Origin of the sequence: Brevundimonas intermedia (assembly GCF_027922165.1) — a bacterium.
GTDB classification, from domain to species: domain Bacteria; phylum Pseudomonadota; class Alphaproteobacteria; order Caulobacterales; family Caulobacteraceae; genus Brevundimonas; species Brevundimonas intermedia.
This window is the reverse complement of record NZ_BSFD01000004.1, coordinates 126,820-146,110: the sequence shown is the minus strand read 5'-3', so window position 1 is coordinate 146,110 and position 19,291 is coordinate 126,820. Positions and strand designations below refer to the sequence as shown.

The following is a 19,291-nucleotide window of genomic DNA, read 5'->3' as shown; positions in this document are numbered from 1 at the left end:
GGGGGTCGGTATGCCGAGGAAATTCCTGGTCGTCGTGGACGACAGTCCCGAGTTCGAGGCCGCGCTTCGGTTCGCCTGTCGGCGCGCGCGGTCGACCGGGGGGCGGGTGGTGATGCTGCGCGTCATGCCCTCCAACAGCGACGCCCACTGGTCGGGCGTGCGCGAGGAGATCGAGCGTCAGCAGCGCGAGGAGGCCGAGGCCCTGCTGAACCGGCTGGGCGAGGAGGCGCTGGAGCGGTCCGGCGCGGCGCCGATCTTCCTGATCGAGAAGGGCGAGGCCCAGAGCGCGATCAAGAAGGTGGTCGGGGACGATCCCGACATCAAGATTCTGGTCCTGGCCGCCGGAAGCGGATCGCGCGGGCCGGGGCCGCTGGTCTCGGCCATCATCAAACAGGGGGCCCAACTGGGCGGGCGCAAACTGCCGGTCACCATCGTGCCCGGCGAGCTGACCGAGGCCGAGATCGAGGATCTGGCCTAGAGGCGGACCCGAACCAGTCAGGGTCCAGACTGTGGAAATAGACTCATTCCACCCTAAAAAAATGGAGTCTATTTTCGTCTATTTCGGCGCGTGGCCCGGTGCGGCGTGACGATGTCAAAGACCCGGCCACATCCTACAACCGCCTGGACCGGCGCCGGGTTGAAGGCGGACCTCTTAAGTCAGGCGATTGAAATCGCAGTCTTATGGTCTCGGAATTAGGCGCGCTGATCGTCTTCCACGGTCGTCTGGACGCCGAGGCGAAGTTGATCCCGAACCGTGATCAGGCCGTCGCGCAACCGGGCCATGGCTTCAGGCGTGAGGTTGGTCTGGGCCATCACGGCCTGGGCCAGACAGCCGGCGCCGACGGCGAGGGCGCGGCCGGCGTCGGTCAGGCGGACCCGAACCACCCGTTCGTCGGCGACGTCTCGGGCGCGCGCGACCAGTCCGGCGGCCTCCAGACGCTTGATCAGCGGGGTCAGGGTGTTGGATTCCAGAAACAGCCGCTCGCCCAGCCGGCCCACGGTCTGGTCGTCCTCGCGCCATAGCAGGCTCAGCACCAGGAACTGCGGATAGGTGAGGCTCATCCGATCCAGCAGCGGCTTGTAGAAGCGGCTGAAGGCGAGGCTAGCGGAATAGGCCGCGAAACACAGCATGTCGTCGACGGCAAAGGGCGTCTGGGGATCGGGTGCGGGAGCGGGAGCCGAGGTGGTCATGGGTCAATAATAATCGTGCGCGATTTAATCGCAAGCTTGACGCACTCAAACACAGGGCCTAGATCATCGCTTGCGATTAGATCGCACACGATATTTATTCATCCCAAGGGAGATCCGCCATGTCCATCAATGTTCTGTACCGCACCGCCGCCGTCGCCACGGGCGGCCGCGACGGTCGCGTCGCCACCACCGACGGCGCGCTGGACCTGGCCCTGGGCATGCCCAAGGAACTGGGCGGCGCCGGCAAGGGCAATAATCCGGAACAGCTGTTCGCCGCCGGCTATGCGGCCTGTTTCCTCAGCGCCCTGAAGCTGGTGGCGTCGCAAAAAGGCCAGGGCGCAGCTGTCGCCGAAGCGACGATCAAGGCCACGGTCGGCATCGGTCCGCGCAGCGACAAGGGGTTCGGCCTGGAGGTCGAATTGGAAGCCAGCCTGCCGGGCGTCGATCGCGACGCAGCCCTGGCCCTGGTGGAAGAAGCGGATTCGGTCTGCCCCTATTCGCACGCGGTGCGGGGCAATATCTCGGTCAAGCTGACGGTGGCGTGACGAGGGTTTCCTTCTCCCCTTGCGGGAGACGGTGGCCCGAAGGGCCGGATGAGGGGTCCGCCGGTGGGCCAAGTCGCACCACCGTATCCCCCACCCTTTGGCTGCTTCGCGCCGTCCTTCGGGTCGCACAAGGACGACGGCTTCGTCGCCGTGCGCTCAAGCCCTCTCCCAGCGGGAGAGGGCTTTTGCGTTGCGTCAGCCCTTGGGGACTAGCCGCCACATGTGGAGGGGGTGACGCACGGTTCCGGCCTCGGCGCCGGCGGCGTCGCCCCGGCCCATATAGAGGTCGGCGCGGACCGGGCCCCGAATGGCCGAGCCGGTGTCCAGCGCCATAGCCAGACCGCGATAGGAGGCCGTGGCGCCGCGCAGATTGCCGCCGTCAGCCTCCAGCCAGACCAGTTCGCCATAGCGCCAGTGGGACGGATCGACCGCGATGGCCCGCCGCTCGGTCAGGGGGATGCCCGCTGCGCCGGGCGGATGGCCGTTATCGTCTGGATCGAGGCGGAAGAAGATGTAGCGGGGGTTCAGGGCCATCACCGCCTGGGCTTCATACCCCCGGTGATCGGCCAGCCAGCCGCGGATCGCGTCGCCGGACGTGCCGTTTTCCGGCAGCAGGCCTTGGCGGGCCATCGGGCGGGCGATGCCGACGAAGGTCTTGCCGTTGTCGGCGGCGTAGGCGGCGCGGCCGCGCACACCGTCTTCAAAGGTCAGATAGCCGGAGCCCTGGATCTGAAGGAAGAACAGGTCCTCGGCCCGCATCCAGGCCAGGGCCTGGTCGGGGCGGGCGTTGGCTTCAATGGTCGCCCGGTCGCCGGCGCTGCGCGGATCGGCGGGTTTGGGCAGGACGGGAGCCGAGAACTCGGCGTCCGGAACGCGGCGGGCCGGATATTCGGGCGCGAAATAGGAGGTGAGCAGGCCTGGAGCCCCGTCAGCGGTCCGGGCGGGAACAGCGCTGAAGTTCGCCTCGAAAAAAGCCCGCGCGTCGCTAGGAGTCAGGGTGGGAGACAGGGTCTGGGCGCGGGCGCAAACCGCCCGCGAAACGGCGTCGCGCGCGGCGCCGCAGCCTTCGACATAGGCGCGGAAGGCGGCGAGGTGATCCTCGTCATTCCAGCCCGGCAGGACGGCCGGGCTGAGAGCGTCGGACGGCGTAGGCCGGGGTAGGGGCGCGTCAGGCTTCGGCGAAGGCACATAGGGTTTAGGCCCCGCCGTTCCCGGCCCCCCTGCTCCCGGCGTCGCCGGGACGGTCGGGGTCATGGAACCGGTCGAACAGGCGGCGGCCGCCAGGACCGACGCGAGCATCGGCGCCCAAGACAAGACCTGCCTGGGCAAGACCCGCCTGAGCGCCGACATCAGGCGTTGGCCGGCTCGACGCGGGCCAGGACCCAGTTGGGATCGGCGGCCCCCAGGGTGCGTTCGAAAGTCCAGTGTTCCGCGGTGCGACGCTCCTCGACCAGAGGCTCGCCCGTGACGGAATCGGCGGTTTCGCCCGAGGCCTTGGTCACGCGGCTGCGCAGTTCGGCCAGGAAGCGGACCTTGGCCACGGCCTTGTCGCCCTGGACGGTGGCGCCTTCCAGATCGGCGCGGGGCGGGAAGAGGAATTCGACCGTCTCGGTCTCGCCGCGCGTCTCGCGCGCCGTGATGCCGGCGTCGAAGGAGGCCATGACATTGGGGGTCAACAGGGGCGCCAGAGCCGCACGGTCGCCGGCGGCGTAGCCGCGGACGATGGTCTCATAGGCCTGACGGGCGCCTTCGACGAAACGATTGGGGTCGAAAGCCGGGTCGCGCGCCTTCAGACCGGCGATGGAGGCGAGGGTCGCGGCGTCGAGGGCCGGGGTCTTGGAGGCCTCGGGCGTGGCGGTCGGCGATGGGGGGAGGGCCTTGGCGTCCTCCTGCGGCTGACGGCCGACCCTTTTGCCCAACACATTATAGAGCTGGAACAGGACAATCGCCGCGATGACGGCGAAAATCACGATCTGGAACTGGACCGGCAAGGGGACTTCCTGACTTTCGGCGCGCGAGCGAGGATGCGCCATGGAGACGATTAGGGTCTCATATAGGAGGACGCAAGGCGATGCGCGCCCCTGGAGAGCGAGCGACGTTGCGGCCAAGCGTCTCGGCGTGGTAGTCGCGGCGCCTTATTCCCGGCCCAATCGGCCCTTTTCCGTAATCGAAGACGCCCATGACCGACGCCGCTCCGCCCGCCGACACCAACACCCCGAACGGCGCCCAGCCGCAGCAAGGCCAGCCCGCCGGTCCCGGCTTCCGCATCCTGGCGCAATATGTCCGCGATTTCTCGTTCGAAAACCCGCGCGCGCCGGAATCCCTGCGCATCGACGGCAAGCCCGCCATCGACCTGGGCGTCGAGATGGCGGCTCAGGGCCGTCCGGACGGACTGTTCGAGCTGGACCTGAAGCTGTCGATCAAGGCCAGCCACGAAAACCAGGCGGTCTTCCATGTCGAGCTGGTCTATGGCGGCCTGTTCCAGCTGGCCAATGTCCAGGAGCAGGACATTGAGCCCCTGCTGCTGATTGAATGCCCGCGCTATCTGTTCCCCTTCGCCCGCGAGATCATCGCGCGCGCCACGGCGGACGGCGGCTTCTACCCGCCCTTCATGCTGGACCCGATCGACTTCGCCGCCATCTATATCGCGCGCCAGCAGCAGATCGCCCAGCAGCCGGCCGAAACCGGCCAGGCTTAAGAACGAACGACAGTCTTCCTCCCCCGCAGGGGGAGGGGGGCGGAGGCGCAGCCGAAGCCGGGTGGGCCGGGCTGAGCAAGGCCCCACCGACCTATCTGCTCAAATCCGTGCGCTGTCGCCTGGCCGCCCCCACCCCGTCGCTCCGCGACGCCCCTCCCCCGCAGGGGGAGGGGGAATGGTTGCGCTCAGGCCGCGTCTTCCTCGAGCTTGACCCCATAGGCGTCCCACAGGGACCGGTCCTTGAGGACCTCGGCCAGGAAGGCGATATGGGCGGCCTGTTCGTCCGGCGTCGAGCGCGGGGCCAGTGGACGCGGGCGGACGCCATAGGCGGCGGCCTGGATGACGCCGGACGGGTCCCGACCGGCGACCGGGGCGGCCGACAGGTCCAGCACCCGCTCCTTGCCGCCGCGCAGCTCCAGATAGACCTCGGCCAGCAGACGGGCGTCGATCAGGGCGCCGTGCAGGGTGCGTTCGACCAGCGACACCTTGAACCGCTTGCACAGGGCGTCCAGCGAGTTCGGCATGCCGGGAAACCGGGCCTGGGCCAGTTTCAGCGTGTCAATCCAGCGCGCCTCGCCGGTGATCGGCCGACCGCACAGCTTGTACTCATAGTCGATGAAGTTGCGGTCAAAGGCGGCGTTGTGCGCGATCATCGGCGCATCGCCGATGAATTCGATCAGATCGTCGGCGATCTCGTGGAATTTTGGGGCGTCCTTGACCTTATCGTCGGTGATGCCGTGGACCCGGATCGCGTCGGGCGGGATCAGGCGTTCGGGATTGACGAAGCGGTGGAAGGTGCGACCGGTCGGCAGCAGGTCCTGAATTTCGATACAGCCGACCTCGATCAGCCGGTCGCCCGTCTTGGGGTCGAAGCCGGTGGTCTCGGTGTCCAGAACGATCTCGCGCGCCATTGGCCCTTAATGGAGTCGTTCGTCGCTTTGCGAAAGACCGGCCTTGCCCTGACGCGGAGATATCCACGCCGGATCCAGCACGGTCTCGACTATGGCGGCGACATCGGCGCGGGCGGGCTCGAGCCCGCGGCCCGTATCGATGATGAAGTCGGCGCGGGCGCGTTTTTCCGCGTCGGGCAGCTGGCGGGCCAGGATGGCCTCGAACCGGTCGCGGGTCATGCCGGGGCGGGCCATGACGCGTTCCGCCTGGATCGCCGCATCGGCGGTGACCACCACCACGGCGTCCACATGGGCGTCGCCGCCGGTTTCGAACAACAGGGGGATGTCGAGGACCGCCAGCTTCACGCCGGACGCGCGCGCCGTCTCCAGATCGCCCGCCCGACCCTGGGCCACCAGGGGATGGACGATGGATTCCAGCCGGCGGAAGGCGGTCTCGTCCCGCCCCAGGGCCTCGGCCAGACGGGTGCGGTCAACGGCCCCGTCCACGACCACGCCGGGGAAGGCGGCGTCGACGGGTTCGACAGCGGCGCCGCCCCGCGCATAGAGCCGGTGCACGGCGTCGTCGGCGTTCCACACCACCGCGCCCAGGTCGGCGAACATGGCGGTCGTGGTCGACTTGCCCATGCCGATGGAGCCGGTCAGGCCGAGGACGATCATTTGGCCTGGCTCAGATGCGCCGTCAGCAGGGCGCGCAGGTCCAGCGGCGGGGGCGGGCGGCGGAACAGGGCCTGGAACGAGGGCGCCGCCTGACCGATCAGCATGGCCAGACCATCCACGGTCGGCAGGCCCCGCGCCCGCGCCGCCGTCAGGAAGGGTGTGGCGAGGGGCTTGTAGGTCATGTCCATCATCACCGTGCCCGGAGCGACGGCGGCGAAATCCAGATCCGGCTGGACGCTGAGGGCGTTGATCACCAGTACCGCGCCGTCCAGGGCTTCGGACGCCGGCATGACCTGAACCGAGGGACCCAGATCGGCGGCCAGGGCCAGGGCCCGGTCGGGCGAACGGTTGACGATCCGGACCTCGGCCCCCGCCTCGACCAGAGCGCCGGACGCCGCCCGCGCCGCGCCGCCCGCGCCCAGCATGACAACCGGCCGGCCGACGAGGTTCAGATCCGGGGCCTGTTCCTTAAGCCCCAGCATCAGGCCGAGGCCGTCCGAACTGTCGGCCAGAACCCAGCCGTCGTCGAAGGTCAGGATATTGGCCGAAGCTGTCAGGCTGGCCGCCGCCGTGGCCGCATCAGCCAGGGCGAAGGCCTGTTCCTTAAACGGAGCGGTGACGTTCAAACCCGTGATCAGTCCCGCCCGACCCGCCGCCACCAGGGCCTCGAACCCGGCCGCGTCGACAGGAGCGAAGGGCACATAGGCGCCGTCGATGTCGCCGGCCGCCAGCCAGGCGTTATGGATGACGGGGCTGAGGGAATGGGCCACCGGATTGCCGGCGATCCCGCCGACAAGGGCCGCGCCCGTAATGCGATGACGGCTCATGCGGGCAGGACTCCGGCGCGGCGCAGCTCGGCCAGGACCGGCCACAGGGGCAGTCCCAGGACGGTGAAATAGTCGCCGTCGATCGCCGCGAACAGCTGCGACCCCATCCCCTCCAGCCGATAGGAGCCGACGCAAGCCAGCAGGGCCTCGCCCTCAGCCGCCAGATAGGCGTCGAGGAAGGCGTCGGAGAAGTCGCGCATCCGCATCTCGACCGTATCCACGCCCGACCAGACAATCTGGCCCTTCACCGCCAGGGCGGCGCCCGAATGGAGGTGGTGGGTGCGGCCGCGCATGGATTTCAGCCGGTCGCGCGCCGCCTCGAGCGATCTGGCCTTGGAAATCAGCCCGCCGTCGAAGGCCAGGGTCTGGTCAGAGCCCAGCACCCAGGCGGTTTCGTCATCGCGCGACACGGCCAGGGCCTTGGCCTCGGCGAGCCGTACCGCAAGGGCGGCGGGGTCCAGATCGGTCGAGACGGCCTTGATCGCGTCCTCGTCCACCCCAGCGACGCGGACCTCGAACGGGACGCCGGCGTTTTCCAGCATGGCGCGGCGGGCGGCGCTCTTGGACGCCAGGATGAGGGGTTCGCGCTCAAGCAGCCCGGAGGACGATAGCGCCGCGGAAATAATCATCTACCAGCTCGTTCCGATCTTGTGATTGCGATGCTCGCTGAGCAGGTTGGTGATGGCGGCGGCGGTTTCCTCGACCGAGCGACGGGTGACGTCGATGGTGGGCCAGCCCCGCCGAGCAAAGGCGCGCTTGGCCTTGATCGTCTCGTCGCGGACCGCGTCCTGGTCCGTATAGTTGGAGGACTGGCTGGCGTTCAGATTGTCGATCCGGTTGCGCCGGATCTGGACCAGACGGTCGGGCGAGACGGTCAGGCCGATGACCAGCGGGTTCTTCAGCCGCGTCAGACGCTCTCCGTCCTCCTGCCCCGGCACCAGGGGCACATTGGCGGCGCGGATCCCCCGGTGGGCCAGATAGATGCAGGTCGGGGTCTTGGAGGTCCGGCTGACGCCGCACAGGACGACGTCGGCGCCCTCCAGCTGTTCCAGCGAGCCTTGGCCGTCGTCATAGGCCATGGCGAAATCCAGGGCGGCGATCCGGTTGAAATAGTCGTGGTCCAGGGCGTGCTGGGCCCCGACGCGGGTCGACAGGGCCGCGCCCAGATAGCGGGACATGGCGCCGACCAGGGGATCCAGGGCGCCGATCTGGGGCATGTCCAGCCGGCGGCAGCCCTCTTCCAGCTGTTCGCGTAGATCCCGATCCACCAGGGTGTGCAGAACCACGCCCGGCGCAGCCGCCACCTCCTGCAACACCCGCTCCATCTGCTTCTCGGACCGGACCAGGGCGTAGATGTGTTCGATCGGAATGACCCCGTCAAACCGGGCCGTCACCGCCTTGGCCATGGCGTTCAAGGTCTCGCCGGTCGAGTCCGACACCAGATGGACATGGAAATAGGTGGCTAGACGCGCAGGACCGGGACGAGCGGGGCTCATGCGAGATCGACTCCCTGTTGACAGACTCGGGGCGCCTTGGGGACGGCGGGTGACCGTCGGGGCGCCGTTCTCCTTAACGCCTGATCGATCCGCCTGCGAGCGGGGATGAGGGTGGATGACCCCAAGGGTTCGATCCCGGTTCATCCCAAGGCGGAAAACCGATTTTGGCTTGGCTGTGGAAAATCCTAATGAAGGGTTAACGGGGGTTTACCTCGTTCACAGCCGCCAGCCCTCGCAAACCCTTTGGCGTTAAGGTTTCGTTAGGGATTGTCCACCGGCTGGATAGTCCTGTTCCGCATCCCCGATCGGGTCCGTGCCCTCGTGGATATCCGCTTTTGTTCCGCCCCCGCCGTTGGATTCGTCCCCACCATTCCATCGCCCTACCTGCCACTTCGAATCTTTTAATTCTTAATCTGATTAGGGATTGAGAGCGGGGGGCTGTGACCTTAATCGTCCGACATGACCGATCCGACCCAGAACCCCGTTCAGACCCCCGTGATGATCCGGGCTCTCCGAGGGGAGACGTTGGATCGTCCGCCGGTCTGGTTCATGCGCCAGGCCGGACGGTACCTGCCCGAGTACCGACGGCTCCGGGCCGAGGCGCCGGACTTCATCGCCTTCTGTCTGAATCCCGAGATGGCGGCTGAGGCGACGCTTCAGCCGATGCGTCGGTTCGGCTTCGACGCGGCCATCGTGTTTGCCGACATCCTGCTGATCCCGCGCGCCCTGGGCCAGGACGTGTGGTTCGAGACGGGAGAGGGGCCGCGGCTGGGCGAAATGCCGATCCCCGGACGGATGGCGGAACTGGCGCCCGAGGCGGGCGCGCATCTGTCGGCCGTGGGCGAGACCCTGTCGATCGTGCGCAAGGCCTTGGAGCCGGAACGCGCTCTGATCGGTTTCGCCGGCGCGCCCTGGACGGTGGCGACCTATATGCTGGACGGCGAGCACCGGACCATCGGCAAGGGCGAGCGCGCCCAGGCCCGGACCTACGCCTATGCCGACCCCCGTCGTGTGGACGAGACGCTGGAGGTTCTGGTCGAGGCCACGGCGCGGTATCTGAAGATGCAGGCCGACGCCGGCGCCCAGGTGCTGAAGATCTTCGAGAGCTGGGCCGAGGGGCTTCCCGACGACCTGTTCGAAAGACTGGTCCTGAAGCCCCACCAGGCGCTTGTGAAGCGCACCCGGGAGCTGGGCGTCACCGTGCCCCTGATCGGCTTCCCACGGGGCTCTGCGGCGCTTGCAGAGCGATATGCGCAGGAGGTTGAGGTGGACGCCGTCGCCCTGGACACCGCCTGCCCGCTCGAGGTCGGCAAACGGGTGCAGCAGATCAAGCCGATCCAGGGCGCGCTGGACCCCCTGTTGCTGCGCGCCGGGGGCGAACTGCTGGACCGCCGGGTGGATCAGCTGATGGAAGCTTGGGGCCAGGGGCCGTGGGTGTTCAACCTCGGCCATGGCATATTGCCGGACGTGCCCATCGACCATGTCGAACGGGTTCTGAAAAGGATCGGCGCTCAATGACTGAAACCCTGAAAGGCCGCCGGATCGCGGTGGTGCTGTTCAATCTGGGCGGGCCCGACGATCAGGCCTCGGTGAAGCCCTTCCTGTTCAATCTGTTCAATGACCCGGCCATCATCGGTCTGCCGGGGATTGTGCGGACGCCCCTGGCCAAGCTGATCTCCAGCCGGCGCGAGACGAGCGCCCAGGCCAACTACGCCCTGATGGGGGGCGGTTCGCCCCTGTTGCCGGGCACGCGCCGTCAGGCCGAGGCCCTTGAGGCCGTGCTGAACACGCGCCTGGCCGGGGATGAGGTCCAGGTCTTCATCGCCATGCGCTACTGGCATCCGTTTACCGAGGAGACCGCCGTGGATGTGGCGGCCTTCGGCCCCGACGAAGTCGTGCTGTTGCCCCTCTATCCGCAGTTCTCGACCACCACGACCCAGTCCTCATTGAAGATCTGGAACGAGACCTATGCCGGGTCCGGCGTCAGTCGGGCCGTCTGCTGCTATCCCCGCGCCGACGGCTGGGTCGAGGCTCAGGCTCAGGCCATCGGGACAAAGCTGGACGAGGCGGGGGAGACCTCTGTTCGGGTCCTGTTTTCCGCCCACGGCATCCCGGAGAAACTGGTCAGCAGCAAGGGCGACCCCTATCAGGAACAGGTCGAGACGACCGTGGCCGCTGTAGTCGCCGCCATCGAACGCGACCGGGGGCCGATCGATCACGCCCTCTGCTACCAGAGCCGTGTCGGGCCGATGAAATGGCTGGGCCCGTCGACGCCCGAGGCCATCGAACAGGCCGGTCGGGACGGGGTCGGGGTCGTGATCACCCCCATCGCCTTCGTCTCCGAACATATCGAGACCCTGGTCGAACTGGATATCGAATACGGCGAACTGGCCCACGAAAAAGGGGTCAGTTTGTATTTGAGGGCGCCGGCCGTCGGGACGGCGCCGCTGTTCATCGACGCCCTGGCCGATGCGACGGTCGGCGCCTTGGGGCGGACTGGCGTCGCGCCCTTTGGGCCGGGCTGCAAGGCGGATTGGAAGGCCTGCCCCTATCGTCAGCGCAAGGATGCGGCATGAACCCCTATGACCTCGCGCGTGGCCTGCACATTCTGGCGGTGATCGCCTGGATGGCCGGGCTGCTGTTCCTGCCGCGGCTCTATGCCTATGACGCCGAACAGAACGCCAAGCCCGAGCCCCTACGCAGCGAAATGCAAGCGCTGTTGAGGCTGTGGCAGACCCGGCTGCTGCGCATCATCGTCAACCCGGCCATGATCCTGGCCTGGGGCTTCGGCCTGTGGCTGATCCATATCGACGTCTCGGCGCGGGGGGCTGCGTTTTTGGCCGAGCCGTGGATGGTCGCCAAACTGGTCGGGGTCTTCCTGCTCAGTGGCTGGCACGGCTTTCTGGCGGCGCAGCGCAAGAAGATCGCTGCGGGGACGTCGAAATATTCCGGCAAGTTCTGGCGGATGACGAACGAGGTCCCGTTCGTCCTGGCCATCATCATGGTGCTGTCGGTGACGACGGAGTGGACCTTCGGGTGATCCTTATCCTTCTCCCCTTGCGGGAGAAGGTGGCCGAGCGAAGCGAGGTCGGATGAGGGGTGTTCAGGCCTTGGACACGGTTTGACCCCTCACCCTTTCGCCTGACGGATCGCCTGCGGCTCTCCGAGGCTCAAGCCCTCTCCCACAAGGGGAGAGGGTAAAGCGCAACGCCTCCGCTTGACCTGAACCGCAGCCTGTGGTTCCGCTGGCGGTGAACCGTTCGGTCCTTCCGGCGGTCCCTCTCTTTCCGCGACGCCCGCCGGTTCGACCAGCGGGAGCCCGTCGTGCTCCCCTTCGGCCTCACGGCCAGACATTTCCAGAGACCTGACGCCGTGCGGTTCCGTGCGCGCGTCCGCGAGCCTGTATCATGACCGACGTCACCGATAACGACACCCCCGAGACCGAAAACGCCCAGACTGAGAGTTTGGGGGCCGAAGCCCCGACCCATCACGGCGCCGAGCATGAAGCCGGCGAGGCGGCGGGTGCGGATTCGGGCGTGGACACCACGGCGGACGACGACGACGACGGCGAATCGGTCGTGCCCAACGGTCGCATCACCCTGGCCGAGCTGAACGAGAAGACGCCGGCCGACCTAGTGGCCTTTGCCGAACAGCTGGAAGTCGAGAACGCCTCGAACCTGCGCAAACAGGACCTGTTGTTCGCCATCCTGAAGGCTCTGGCCGACGAGGAAGTCGAGATCATCGCCGACGGCGTGCTGGAAATCCTGCCCGACGGGTTTGGTTTCCTGCGCAGCTCGGACGCCAACTACCTGCCCGGCCCGGATGACGTCTATGTCTCGCCCTCGCAGATCCGCCGCTTCGGCCTGCGGTCGGGCGATACGGTCCATGGCGCGGTTCGGGCGCCGCGCGAAGGCGAGCGCTATTTCGCCCTGCTGAAGGTCGACACGATCAATCTCGAAGACCCCGAGATGGTCAAGACCAAGGTCCTGTTCGACAACCTGACGCCCCTCTATCCCGAGGAGCGGCTGCACATGGAGATCCAGGATCCGACGCTGAAGGACCGTTCGGGCAGGGTGATCGACATCGTCGCGCCGCTGGGCAAGGGCCAGCGCTGCCTGATCGTGGCGCCGCCGCGCGTCGGCAAGACGGTGATGTTGCAGAACATCGCCAAGTCGATCGAGCGGAACCACCCGGAAGTCTTCCTGATTGTTCTGCTGATCGACGAACGGCCGGAAGAGGTCACCGACATGCAACGGACGGTCAAGGGCGAGGTCGTGGCCTCGACCTTCGACGAGCCGGCCACGCGCCACGTCGCCGTCGCCGAAATGGTGATCGAAAAGGCCAAGCGTCTGGTCGAGCACAAGAAGGACGTGGTGATCCTGCTGGACTCCATTACTCGCCTGGGCCGGGCCTATAACGCCACCGTGCCCTCGTCGGGCAAGGTGCTGACCGGCGGTGTGGACGCCAACGCCCTGCAACGGCCCAAGCGGTTCTTCGGCGCCGCGCGGAATGTGGAGCAGGGTGGGTCGCTAACCATCATCGCCACGGCCCTGATCGACACCGGCAGCCGCATGGACGAGGTGATCTTCGAAGAGTTCAAGGGCACCGGCAACTCGGAAATCGTGCTGGACCGCAAGGTCGCCGACAAGCGCATCTTCCCCGCCATTGACGTGCTGAAGTCCGGCACCCGGAAGGAAGACCTGATCACGCCGAAGGACCAGCTGGCCAAGACCTATGTCCTGCGCCGCATCCTGAACCCGATGGGTCCGCAGGACGCGATCGAATTCCTGCTCGACAAGCTGCGCCAGTCGAAGAACAACTCGGACTTCTTCCAGTCGATGAACACCTGATCCGTCGTCTGACGGTTTCACGTGGAACAGGAGACCGCAGGCATGAAGGTTCAAGTCGAGATCGATTGCACCCCGGCCGAGGCCCGGGCCTTTCTGGGCCTGCCCGACGTCACGCCTCTGAACGAGGCGATGGTGGCCGAGATGCAGAAGCGGATGGAAGCCAATGTCGCCGCCATGCAACCCGACGAACTGATGAAGACCTGGACCAGTTTCGGACTTCAGGCCCAGGACCAGTTCCGGCGCTTGATGGAAGCGGCGGTTAAATAATGTCGGTTCCTCCTCCTGTGAGGGGGAGGGAGCCGCGAAGCAGTGGAGGGGTCGTGACGTCGCAGAGGCGCCGGTCGTGCGGAAAGAGCCCCTCCGTCACGGCGCGGAAGACGCGCCGCGCCACCTCCCCGCGGACCGGGGAGGAGACAGCAGGATCATGACCGACACCATCTTCGCCCTCGCCACCCCGCCCGGTCGGGGGGCCATTGCTGTTCTGAGACTGTCGGGGCCGGCGGTCGAGCCGACCCTGAACGCGATGGGCGCGGGCCGGTTGAAGCCGCGTACGGCGTCAGTGCGAAACCTGACCCATGACGGCGCCTACATCGACCAAGCGCTAGTTCTGCGGTTTGTGGCGCCCAATTCCTATACGGGCGAGGACGCGGCCGAGCTGCACTTGCACGGGGGGCGAGCCGTCGTCGAGGCGGCCAGCCAGGCCTTGATCGCCCTGGGTTTGCGGCCCGCCGAGCCAGGCGAGTTCACGCGGCGCGCGTTTCAGAACGGGCGTATGGACCTGGCCCAGGCCGAGGCGGTGGCCGATCTGATCGACGCCGAGACGACGGCCCAGGCGCGACAGGCCTTGGGTCAGTTGGATGGGCAGCTCAGCGCCACCTATGCCGGTTTCCGCCGGGATCTGTTGCACGCCCTGGCCCTGGTCGAGGCGGAGATCGATTTTCCGGACGAGGATGTGCCGGACCATCTGGCGCTGACAGCCGGACCGGTGCTGGAGCGGCTGGCGGACGATCTGCGGCGGGCCGTGGCGGCGGGTCGCCGGGGCGAACGGGTGCGCGACGGTTATCGCATCGTCCTGATCGGCGAGACCAATGCCGGCAAGTCCTCGCTGTTCAATGCCCTGATCGAACGGGAGGCCGCCATCGTCACCCCGATTGCAGGGACGACACGGGACGTGCTGGACGCAGACCTGGTGATCGGGGGCTATGCCGTGACCCTGTCGGACACAGCGGGATTGCGAGACAGCGAGGATCCGGTCGAGGCCGAGGGGGTCCGACGGGCGCGGCGTCGGGCGCAGGAAGCCGAGTTGCGGCTTTGGGTCCGTGCGCCGGGAGACCCACAAGGTCTAGCGGCGGACTATATTCGTCCCGGCGACCTGATCGTCGCCAATAAGGCGGACGAGGGCATGGCGGTCTTTGACGGAGAGGGGTTGGAGTCGATCTGTGTCAGCAGCCGCACAGGCGAAGGTTTGGCCGGCTTGCACGACTGGATCGCGCAGCGGCTGGCGCTGGACTTGTCAGGCGCCGACTTCCCGGCCATCACGCGCGAGCGGCATAGGCTGCGATTGACCGAGGCGCTTGAGGCGGTGGATGCGGCCCGCCGCGCCCTGGCCATCGCGCCTGAAATGGCAGGCGATGATCTTCGTCGCGCAGCGGGGGCCTTGGGGCGGGTCACGGGCGAGATCGGGGTCGAGGACGTGCTCGGCGAAGTCTTCTCCACATTCTGTATAGGAAAGTAATACCGGTGTTTCACGTGAAACACCGTAAGTATGACCCCGTTCGACGAACTCTGGCCTGAGCGCCGGGACTGGCGAAATCCGCCCGTTTGGCCTATGTGGCGCGGATGACCACCCCCATGGATAAATCTTTCGACGTCGTCGTGATCGGCGGCGGCCACGCCGGCTGTGAAGCGGCGGCCGCCTCGGCGCGCGCGGGCGCCCGCACCCTGCTGTTGACCCAGAAGCTTGAGACCATCGGCGAGATGTCGTGCAACCCCGCCATCGGGGGGCTGGGCAAGGGCCACTTGGTGCGCGAGATCGACGCCCTGGATGGAATCATGGGGCGTCTTGCCGACGTGTCGGGCATCCAATTCCGGCTTTTGAACCGGTCAAAGGGGGCCGCTGTTCGGGGGCCGCGCAGTCAGATCGACCGCCGTCTTTATCGCGAGGCCATGCAGGCGGAGCTGGCGGCGACGCCCAATCTGAGCCGGATGGCAGGGACGGCGGAAGGCCTGATCCTGGCCGGCGACCGCGTCGTCGGGGTTAAGACGGGCAACGGCGAGACCCTGGGGGCGGGGGCTGTGGTCCTGACGACCGGCACCTTCCTGAATGGCGTGATCCATCGTGGCGACGAGCGAATCCCTGCGGGACGTCATGGGGAAGATCCCTCGACGGGTCTCGCCGCGGATCTGCACGCGGCAGACCTGATGATGGGTCGATTGAAGACCGGCACCCCGGCGCGGCTGGATGGACGCACCATCGCCTGGGATCGGCTGGAGATGCAGCAGGCGGACGAGACGCCGTCGGCCTTCTCCTTTATGACCGACCGCATCCACGTGAAACAGATCGCCTGTGGCGTGACCCACACGACTGAGGAGACCCATCGGATCATCGCCGAGAACCTTGGTGAGAGCGCGGTCTATGGGGGCAAGCTGTCGGGGCGGGGGCCTCGCTATTGTCCTTCCATAGAGGACAAGGTGGTGCGGTTTGCGGACAAGACCAGCCACCAGATCTTCCTGGAGCCAGAGGGTCTGGACGATCCGACCGTCTATCCGAACGGCATCTCGACCTCGGTGTCGGAGGCGACCCAGCTGGCCTTCCTGCGGACCATCCCCGGCCTGGAGGCGGTCGAGGTGTTCCGTTACGGCTATGCCATCGAATACGACTATGTCGATCCCCGTGAACTGAGCCCGGCGCTGGAAGTGAAGAAGCGGCCCGGCCTGTATCTGGCCGGTCAGATCAACGGCACGACCGGCTATGAAGAGGCGGCGGCCCAGGGGCTGATGGCGGGGCTGAACGCGGCGCGAGCGGCGGCCGGGCAGGGGCCGGTGATCCTCGGCCGAGAGCAGGCCTATATCGGGGTGATGATCGACGATCTGGTGACGCGGGGTGTGACCGAGCCCTATCGGATGTTCACAAGCCGGGCGGAGTATCGGCTCACTCTGCGTGCGGACAATGCCGATCAGAGGCTTACGCCGCTCGGTATGGCTGTTGGAATCGTCGGTACGGCCCGCGCCCGGCGGTTTTCGGACAAGGCTGAGAAACTATCCGTGGCCGGTGTTGTTTCACGTGAAACCCTCTTTACGCCGAAAGAGGCCAATGCGCTGGGAATTCCCGTTAACGCCGACGGGCGACGACGGTCTATGCGGGAGCTGCTCGCCTTCCCGGATGTGAGCCTGGATCATTTCGTCAGTATGCGGCCAGACATCGCCGAATGGGATCTTGATGTCCGTGAGCAGGTCGAGATCGACGCCGGCTACGCCAACTACCTTGACCGTCAGGCCATCGACGCTGAAGCCTTGCGGCGGGAGGAGAATCTGCTTCTCCCCGCCGACCTCGACTATGCGGCGATCGGCAGTCTGTCGAATGAAGTGCGCGAAAAGCTGGTGCGGGTTCAGCCGCGCACCCTGGGCCAGGCGGGGCGGATCGAGGGGATGACTCCGGGGGCTCTGACGGCCTTGCTCGCCCACGTGAAAAAAGCGCCTAAAGCTTCGGTCGCAGCCTGATGCTGGACAATGAACGCGCCGCGTTTCAGGCCAGGACGGGGGCGTCTCCGGCGCAGATGGCGGACCTCGAAGCCTTCCGCATTCGGCTGGCTGACGCCAATGAGGTGATGAATCTGGTCGGGCCGGACAGCTTGCCGGACTTCTGGAATCGCCACGCCTGGGACAGCGCCCAGCTGTTGACCCATGCGCCCGACGCCCGAACCTGGGCCGACCTGGGGGCAGGGGCCGGTTTTCCCGGCGTAGTCCTGACCCTGTTGTTGAAGGGGCGGGACGGGGCGCACGTCTGGTTGATCGACAGCCTGGGCAAGCGCTGCCGATTCCTTCAGGAAATCGTTGATGCTTTCGATCTGCCGGCGACGGTGATCAATGGGCGCGCTGAGGAACAGGGCGTCACGTGTGACATTGTGACGGCCCGGGCTGTGGCGCCAATGGAGCGGCTGCTGGGTTATGCACAGCCCTACTTCCAAAGGGGTGCACAAGGTCTGTTCCTTAAGGGGGAGAAGGCCGAATCCGAGTTGATTGAGGCGCGGAAATCCTGGCATTTCGAAGCTGAACTGGCCCCGTCGCAAAGCGACCCGCGCGGCCGTATCGTGACAGTCCGGAGTGTTCGACGTGCCCGCCCCCAGCACTAGCAAACTGCCTGCCCGCGTTCTCGCCGTGTCCAACCAGAAGGGCGGAGTCGGCAAGACGACGACTGCCATCAACCTGGGCACGGCCCTGGCGGCTATCGGCAAGCGGGTTCTGATCGTCGATATGGACCCACAGGGCAATGCGTCTACCGGCTTGGGCGTTCCACGTGAAACGCGGCGGGTCACCATCTATGACGTGGTGGTCGATCAGCGCTCGGTTGATGACGCTGCGGTGCAGACCACGGTTCCGGGCCTCTGGATCGTGCCGGCAGACGCTGACATGTCCGGTGTCGAGATTGAACTGAGCCAGGCGGATCGTCGATCCTACCGTCTGAGGGACGCCTTGCGGGCGCATGACGACGGCCCTACCGCGTATGACTACGTCCTGATCGACTGTCCGCCCTCTCTGAACCTGCTGACTCTGAACGCCATGGCGGCGGCGGATGCGGTTCTGGTGCCGCTACAATGCGAATTCTTCGCGCTGGAGGGTTTGAGCCAGTTGATGCGCACGATCGACATGGTGAAGCAGAGCCTTAATCCGGCGCTGGAAATCCAGGGGCTGGTCCTGACCATGTTCGATCGTCGGAGCGCCTTGTCGGGCCAGGTGGCCAATGATGTCCGCGCCCATTTCGGAGACAAGGTCTATGACAGCGTCATCCCGCGCAATGTGCGGGTGGCCGAGGCGCCGTCCTTCGGTAAGCCCGCTCTGATCTATGATCTGAAGTGCGCCGGCAGCCAGGCCTATCTGCGTCTGGCCAAGGAAGTGGTGAAACGCGAGCGCCAGCGCCTGAAATTGGCGGCGTGACGCCGCGCGTCTGAATTCTAGAAGAACGGAAGAGTATCTTGGCTGAACGACAAAGAGGTCTGGGACGCGGCTTGTCGGCCCTGATGGGCGAGAACGTCGAGGCGCCGACGGCGGCCGGCGCCCCCATGCCCTCGGGTGTCCAACTGGCGCCGATCGAGAGCCTGAAGCCCAACCCAGACCAGCCGCGCAAGATCTTCACCCAAGAGCATCTGGAAGAGCTTACGGCCTCCATCCGCGACAAGGGGGTGTTGCAGCCGATCCTGGTCCGGACCCAGCCCGGCGAAGACGGGGTCTGGCAGATTATCGCCGGCGAACGCCGTTGGCGCGCCGCTCAGGCCGCGCGCCTGACCGAGGTGCCGATCGTCGTCCGCGAAATGGACGACGTCGAGGTGTTCGAAGTCGCCATCATCGAAAACGTCCAGCGGGCCGATCTGAACCCGCTGGAGGAGGCCGACGCCTATCGGGTGCTGATGGAGCGGTTCGGCCGCACCCAGGACCAGGTGGCGGGCATCGTCGGCAAGAGCCGCAGCCATATCGCCAACACCCTGCGTCTGCTGCAGCTGCCGGAAGAGGTGCTGTGGTATGTGCGGCACGGCAAGCTGACGGCCGGCCATGCGCGCGCCCTGGTGACCGCGCCCAACGCCGCCGCCCTGGCCGACCAGGCCTTCAACGAGGGCCTGAACGTGCGCCAAGTCGAGGCCCTGGCGCGTCGCGCGGCGGAAGGTCCCAAGCCGGTCAAGGCGACGTCGGCGCCGGCAGGGGAGGGCGCCGCAGACGTCGCCGCCCTGCAGCAGGATCTGGCCGACGCCCTGGGCCTGAACGTCCAGCTGAACGATCGTAGCGGCAAGGGCGAGCTGACCATCCGCTATGGCTCGTTGGAGCAGCTGGACGACCTGTGCCGCCGGTTAATGCGCACCTGAGGCTTCTCGGCCAGACTCGGGGGCGCAGCCGTGCTAGGGTGG

At 66.7% G+C, this 19,291-nt stretch carries 21 protein-coding genes; 13 read left to right on the top strand and 8 right to left on the bottom strand.

Annotated features, from left to right (window positions below):
* The first annotated feature begins 10 nt into the window (after positions 1-10).
* Positions 11-478 (top strand): universal stress protein, encoded by a 468-nt coding sequence (locus tag PKE72_RS08855; protein WP_271165015.1) that lies wholly within the window; start codon positions 11-13, stop codon positions 476-478.
* Positions 479-693: 215 nt separating this feature from the next.
* Here the strand turns inward: PKE72_RS08855 and PKE72_RS08850 are convergent, their stop codons facing one another.
* Positions 694-1,191, bottom strand: a complete 498-nt coding sequence (locus tag PKE72_RS08850) for a MarR family winged helix-turn-helix transcriptional regulator (protein WP_271165014.1) — start codon at positions 1,189-1,191, stop codon at positions 694-696.
* Positions 1,192-1,310: 119 nt separating this feature from the next.
* Between PKE72_RS08850 and PKE72_RS08845 the strand changes: the two genes are divergently transcribed.
* Positions 1,311-1,736 carry an organic hydroperoxide resistance protein gene (locus PKE72_RS08845; protein ID WP_271165013.1) on the top strand — a complete coding sequence of 142 codons (426 nt, stop codon included), beginning with the start codon at positions 1,311-1,313 and terminating at the stop codon, positions 1,734-1,736.
* Positions 1,737-1,931: 195 nt separating this feature from the next.
* Here the strand turns inward: PKE72_RS08845 and PKE72_RS08840 are convergent, their stop codons facing one another.
* Positions 1,932-3,035 carry an MltA domain-containing protein gene (locus PKE72_RS08840; RefSeq protein ID WP_271165012.1) on the bottom strand — a complete coding sequence of 368 codons (1,104 nt, stop codon included), beginning with the start codon at positions 3,033-3,035 and terminating at the stop codon, positions 1,932-1,934.
* A gap of 50 nt (positions 3,036-3,085) precedes the next feature.
* Positions 3,086-3,769, bottom strand: a complete 684-nt coding sequence (gene timA / locus PKE72_RS08835) for a TIM44-related membrane protein TimA (RefSeq protein ID WP_271165011.1) — start codon at positions 3,767-3,769, stop codon at positions 3,086-3,088.
* A 146-nt stretch (positions 3,770-3,915) separates the two neighbouring features.
* Here timA and secB point away from each other — a divergent pair, with 146 nt between their 5' ends.
* The gene (gene secB / locus PKE72_RS08830) at positions 3,916-4,434 is read left to right on the top strand and encodes a protein-export chaperone SecB (protein ID WP_271165010.1); all 519 of its coding nucleotides are present in this window, start codon (positions 3,916-3,918) and stop codon (positions 4,432-4,434) included.
* Between the two features lie 185 nt (positions 4,435-4,619).
* Here the strand turns inward: secB and dnaQ are convergent, their stop codons facing one another.
* From dnaQ to PKE72_RS08805, 5 genes are read right to left on the bottom strand one after another with little or no spacing between them, the layout of a single operon-like run.
* Positions 4,620-5,345 carry a DNA polymerase III subunit epsilon gene (gene dnaQ, locus PKE72_RS08825; RefSeq protein WP_271165009.1) on the bottom strand — a complete coding sequence of 242 codons (726 nt, stop codon included), beginning with the start codon at positions 5,343-5,345 and terminating at the stop codon, positions 4,620-4,622.
* Positions 5,346-5,351: 6 nt separating this feature from the next.
* Positions 5,352-6,002, bottom strand: coding sequence for a dephospho-CoA kinase (coaE, locus tag PKE72_RS08820; protein ID WP_271165008.1), 651 nt, complete (start codon positions 6,000-6,002; stop codon positions 5,352-5,354).
* Complete coding sequence (locus PKE72_RS08815) at positions 5,999-6,829, bottom strand: shikimate dehydrogenase family protein (RefSeq protein ID WP_271165007.1); 831 nt, start codon at positions 6,827-6,829, stop codon at positions 5,999-6,001. Before PKE72_RS08815 ends, coaE begins: the two co-directional genes overlap by 4 nt.
* Positions 6,826-7,458: a Maf family protein gene (locus tag PKE72_RS08810; RefSeq protein WP_271165006.1), complete on the bottom strand. Its 633-nt coding sequence runs from the start codon at positions 7,456-7,458 to the stop codon at positions 6,826-6,828. The genes PKE72_RS08815 and PKE72_RS08810 overlap by 4 nt, the downstream gene beginning before the upstream one ends.
* A complete protein-coding gene (locus PKE72_RS08805) occupies positions 7,459-8,325 on the bottom strand; it encodes a pyruvate, water dikinase regulatory protein (RefSeq protein WP_271165005.1) in 867 nt (288 codons plus the stop codon).
* Positions 8,326-8,784: 459 nt separating this feature from the next.
* On the opposite strand from PKE72_RS08805, the gene hemE reads away from it, so the two are divergent.
* From hemE to PKE72_RS08755, 10 genes are all read left to right on the top strand, one after another.
* Positions 8,785-9,843, top strand: a complete 1,059-nt coding sequence (gene hemE, locus PKE72_RS08800; RefSeq protein WP_271165004.1) for a uroporphyrinogen decarboxylase — start codon at positions 8,785-8,787, stop codon at positions 9,841-9,843.
* Entirely contained in the window at positions 9,840-10,901 is a 1,062-nt protein-coding gene (gene hemH / locus PKE72_RS08795; protein ID WP_271165003.1) for a ferrochelatase, read from the top strand. The genes hemE and hemH overlap by 4 nt, the downstream gene beginning before the upstream one ends.
* Positions 10,898-11,365 (top strand): CopD family protein, encoded by a 468-nt coding sequence (locus tag PKE72_RS08790; protein WP_271165002.1) that lies wholly within the window; start codon positions 10,898-10,900, stop codon positions 11,363-11,365. Before hemH ends, PKE72_RS08790 begins: the two co-directional genes overlap by 4 nt.
* A gap of 367 nt (positions 11,366-11,732) precedes the next feature.
* The gene (gene rho / locus PKE72_RS08785) at positions 11,733-13,175 is read left to right on the top strand and encodes a transcription termination factor Rho (RefSeq protein WP_271165001.1); all 1,443 of its coding nucleotides are present in this window, start codon (positions 11,733-11,735) and stop codon (positions 13,173-13,175) included.
* Positions 13,176-13,217: 42 nt separating this feature from the next.
* Positions 13,218-13,442, top strand: coding sequence for a DUF6489 family protein (locus tag PKE72_RS08780; protein WP_271165000.1), 225 nt, complete (start codon positions 13,218-13,220; stop codon positions 13,440-13,442).
* A gap of 157 nt (positions 13,443-13,599) precedes the next feature.
* Entirely contained in the window at positions 13,600-14,910 is a 1,311-nt protein-coding gene (gene mnmE / locus PKE72_RS08775; protein WP_271164999.1) for a tRNA uridine-5-carboxymethylaminomethyl(34) synthesis GTPase MnmE, read from the top strand.
* Between the two features lie 116 nt (positions 14,911-15,026).
* The gene (mnmG, locus tag PKE72_RS08770; protein WP_271164998.1) at positions 15,027-16,895 is read left to right on the top strand and encodes a tRNA uridine-5-carboxymethylaminomethyl(34) synthesis enzyme MnmG; all 1,869 of its coding nucleotides are present in this window, start codon (positions 15,027-15,029) and stop codon (positions 16,893-16,895) included.
* A complete protein-coding gene (gene rsmG / locus PKE72_RS08765; RefSeq protein WP_271164997.1) occupies positions 16,895-17,527 on the top strand; it encodes a 16S rRNA (guanine(527)-N(7))-methyltransferase RsmG in 633 nt (210 codons plus the stop codon). Before mnmG ends, rsmG begins: the two co-directional genes overlap by 1 nt.
* A gap of 4 nt (positions 17,528-17,531) precedes the next feature.
* Positions 17,532-18,329, top strand: coding sequence for a ParA family protein (locus PKE72_RS08760; protein ID WP_271165090.1), 798 nt, complete (start codon positions 17,532-17,534; stop codon positions 18,327-18,329).
* 38 nt (positions 18,330-18,367) lie between these two features.
* Complete coding sequence (locus PKE72_RS08755) at positions 18,368-19,249, top strand: ParB/RepB/Spo0J family partition protein (protein WP_271164996.1); 882 nt, start codon at positions 18,368-18,370, stop codon at positions 19,247-19,249.
* Positions 19,250-19,291: the final 42 nt, after the last annotated feature.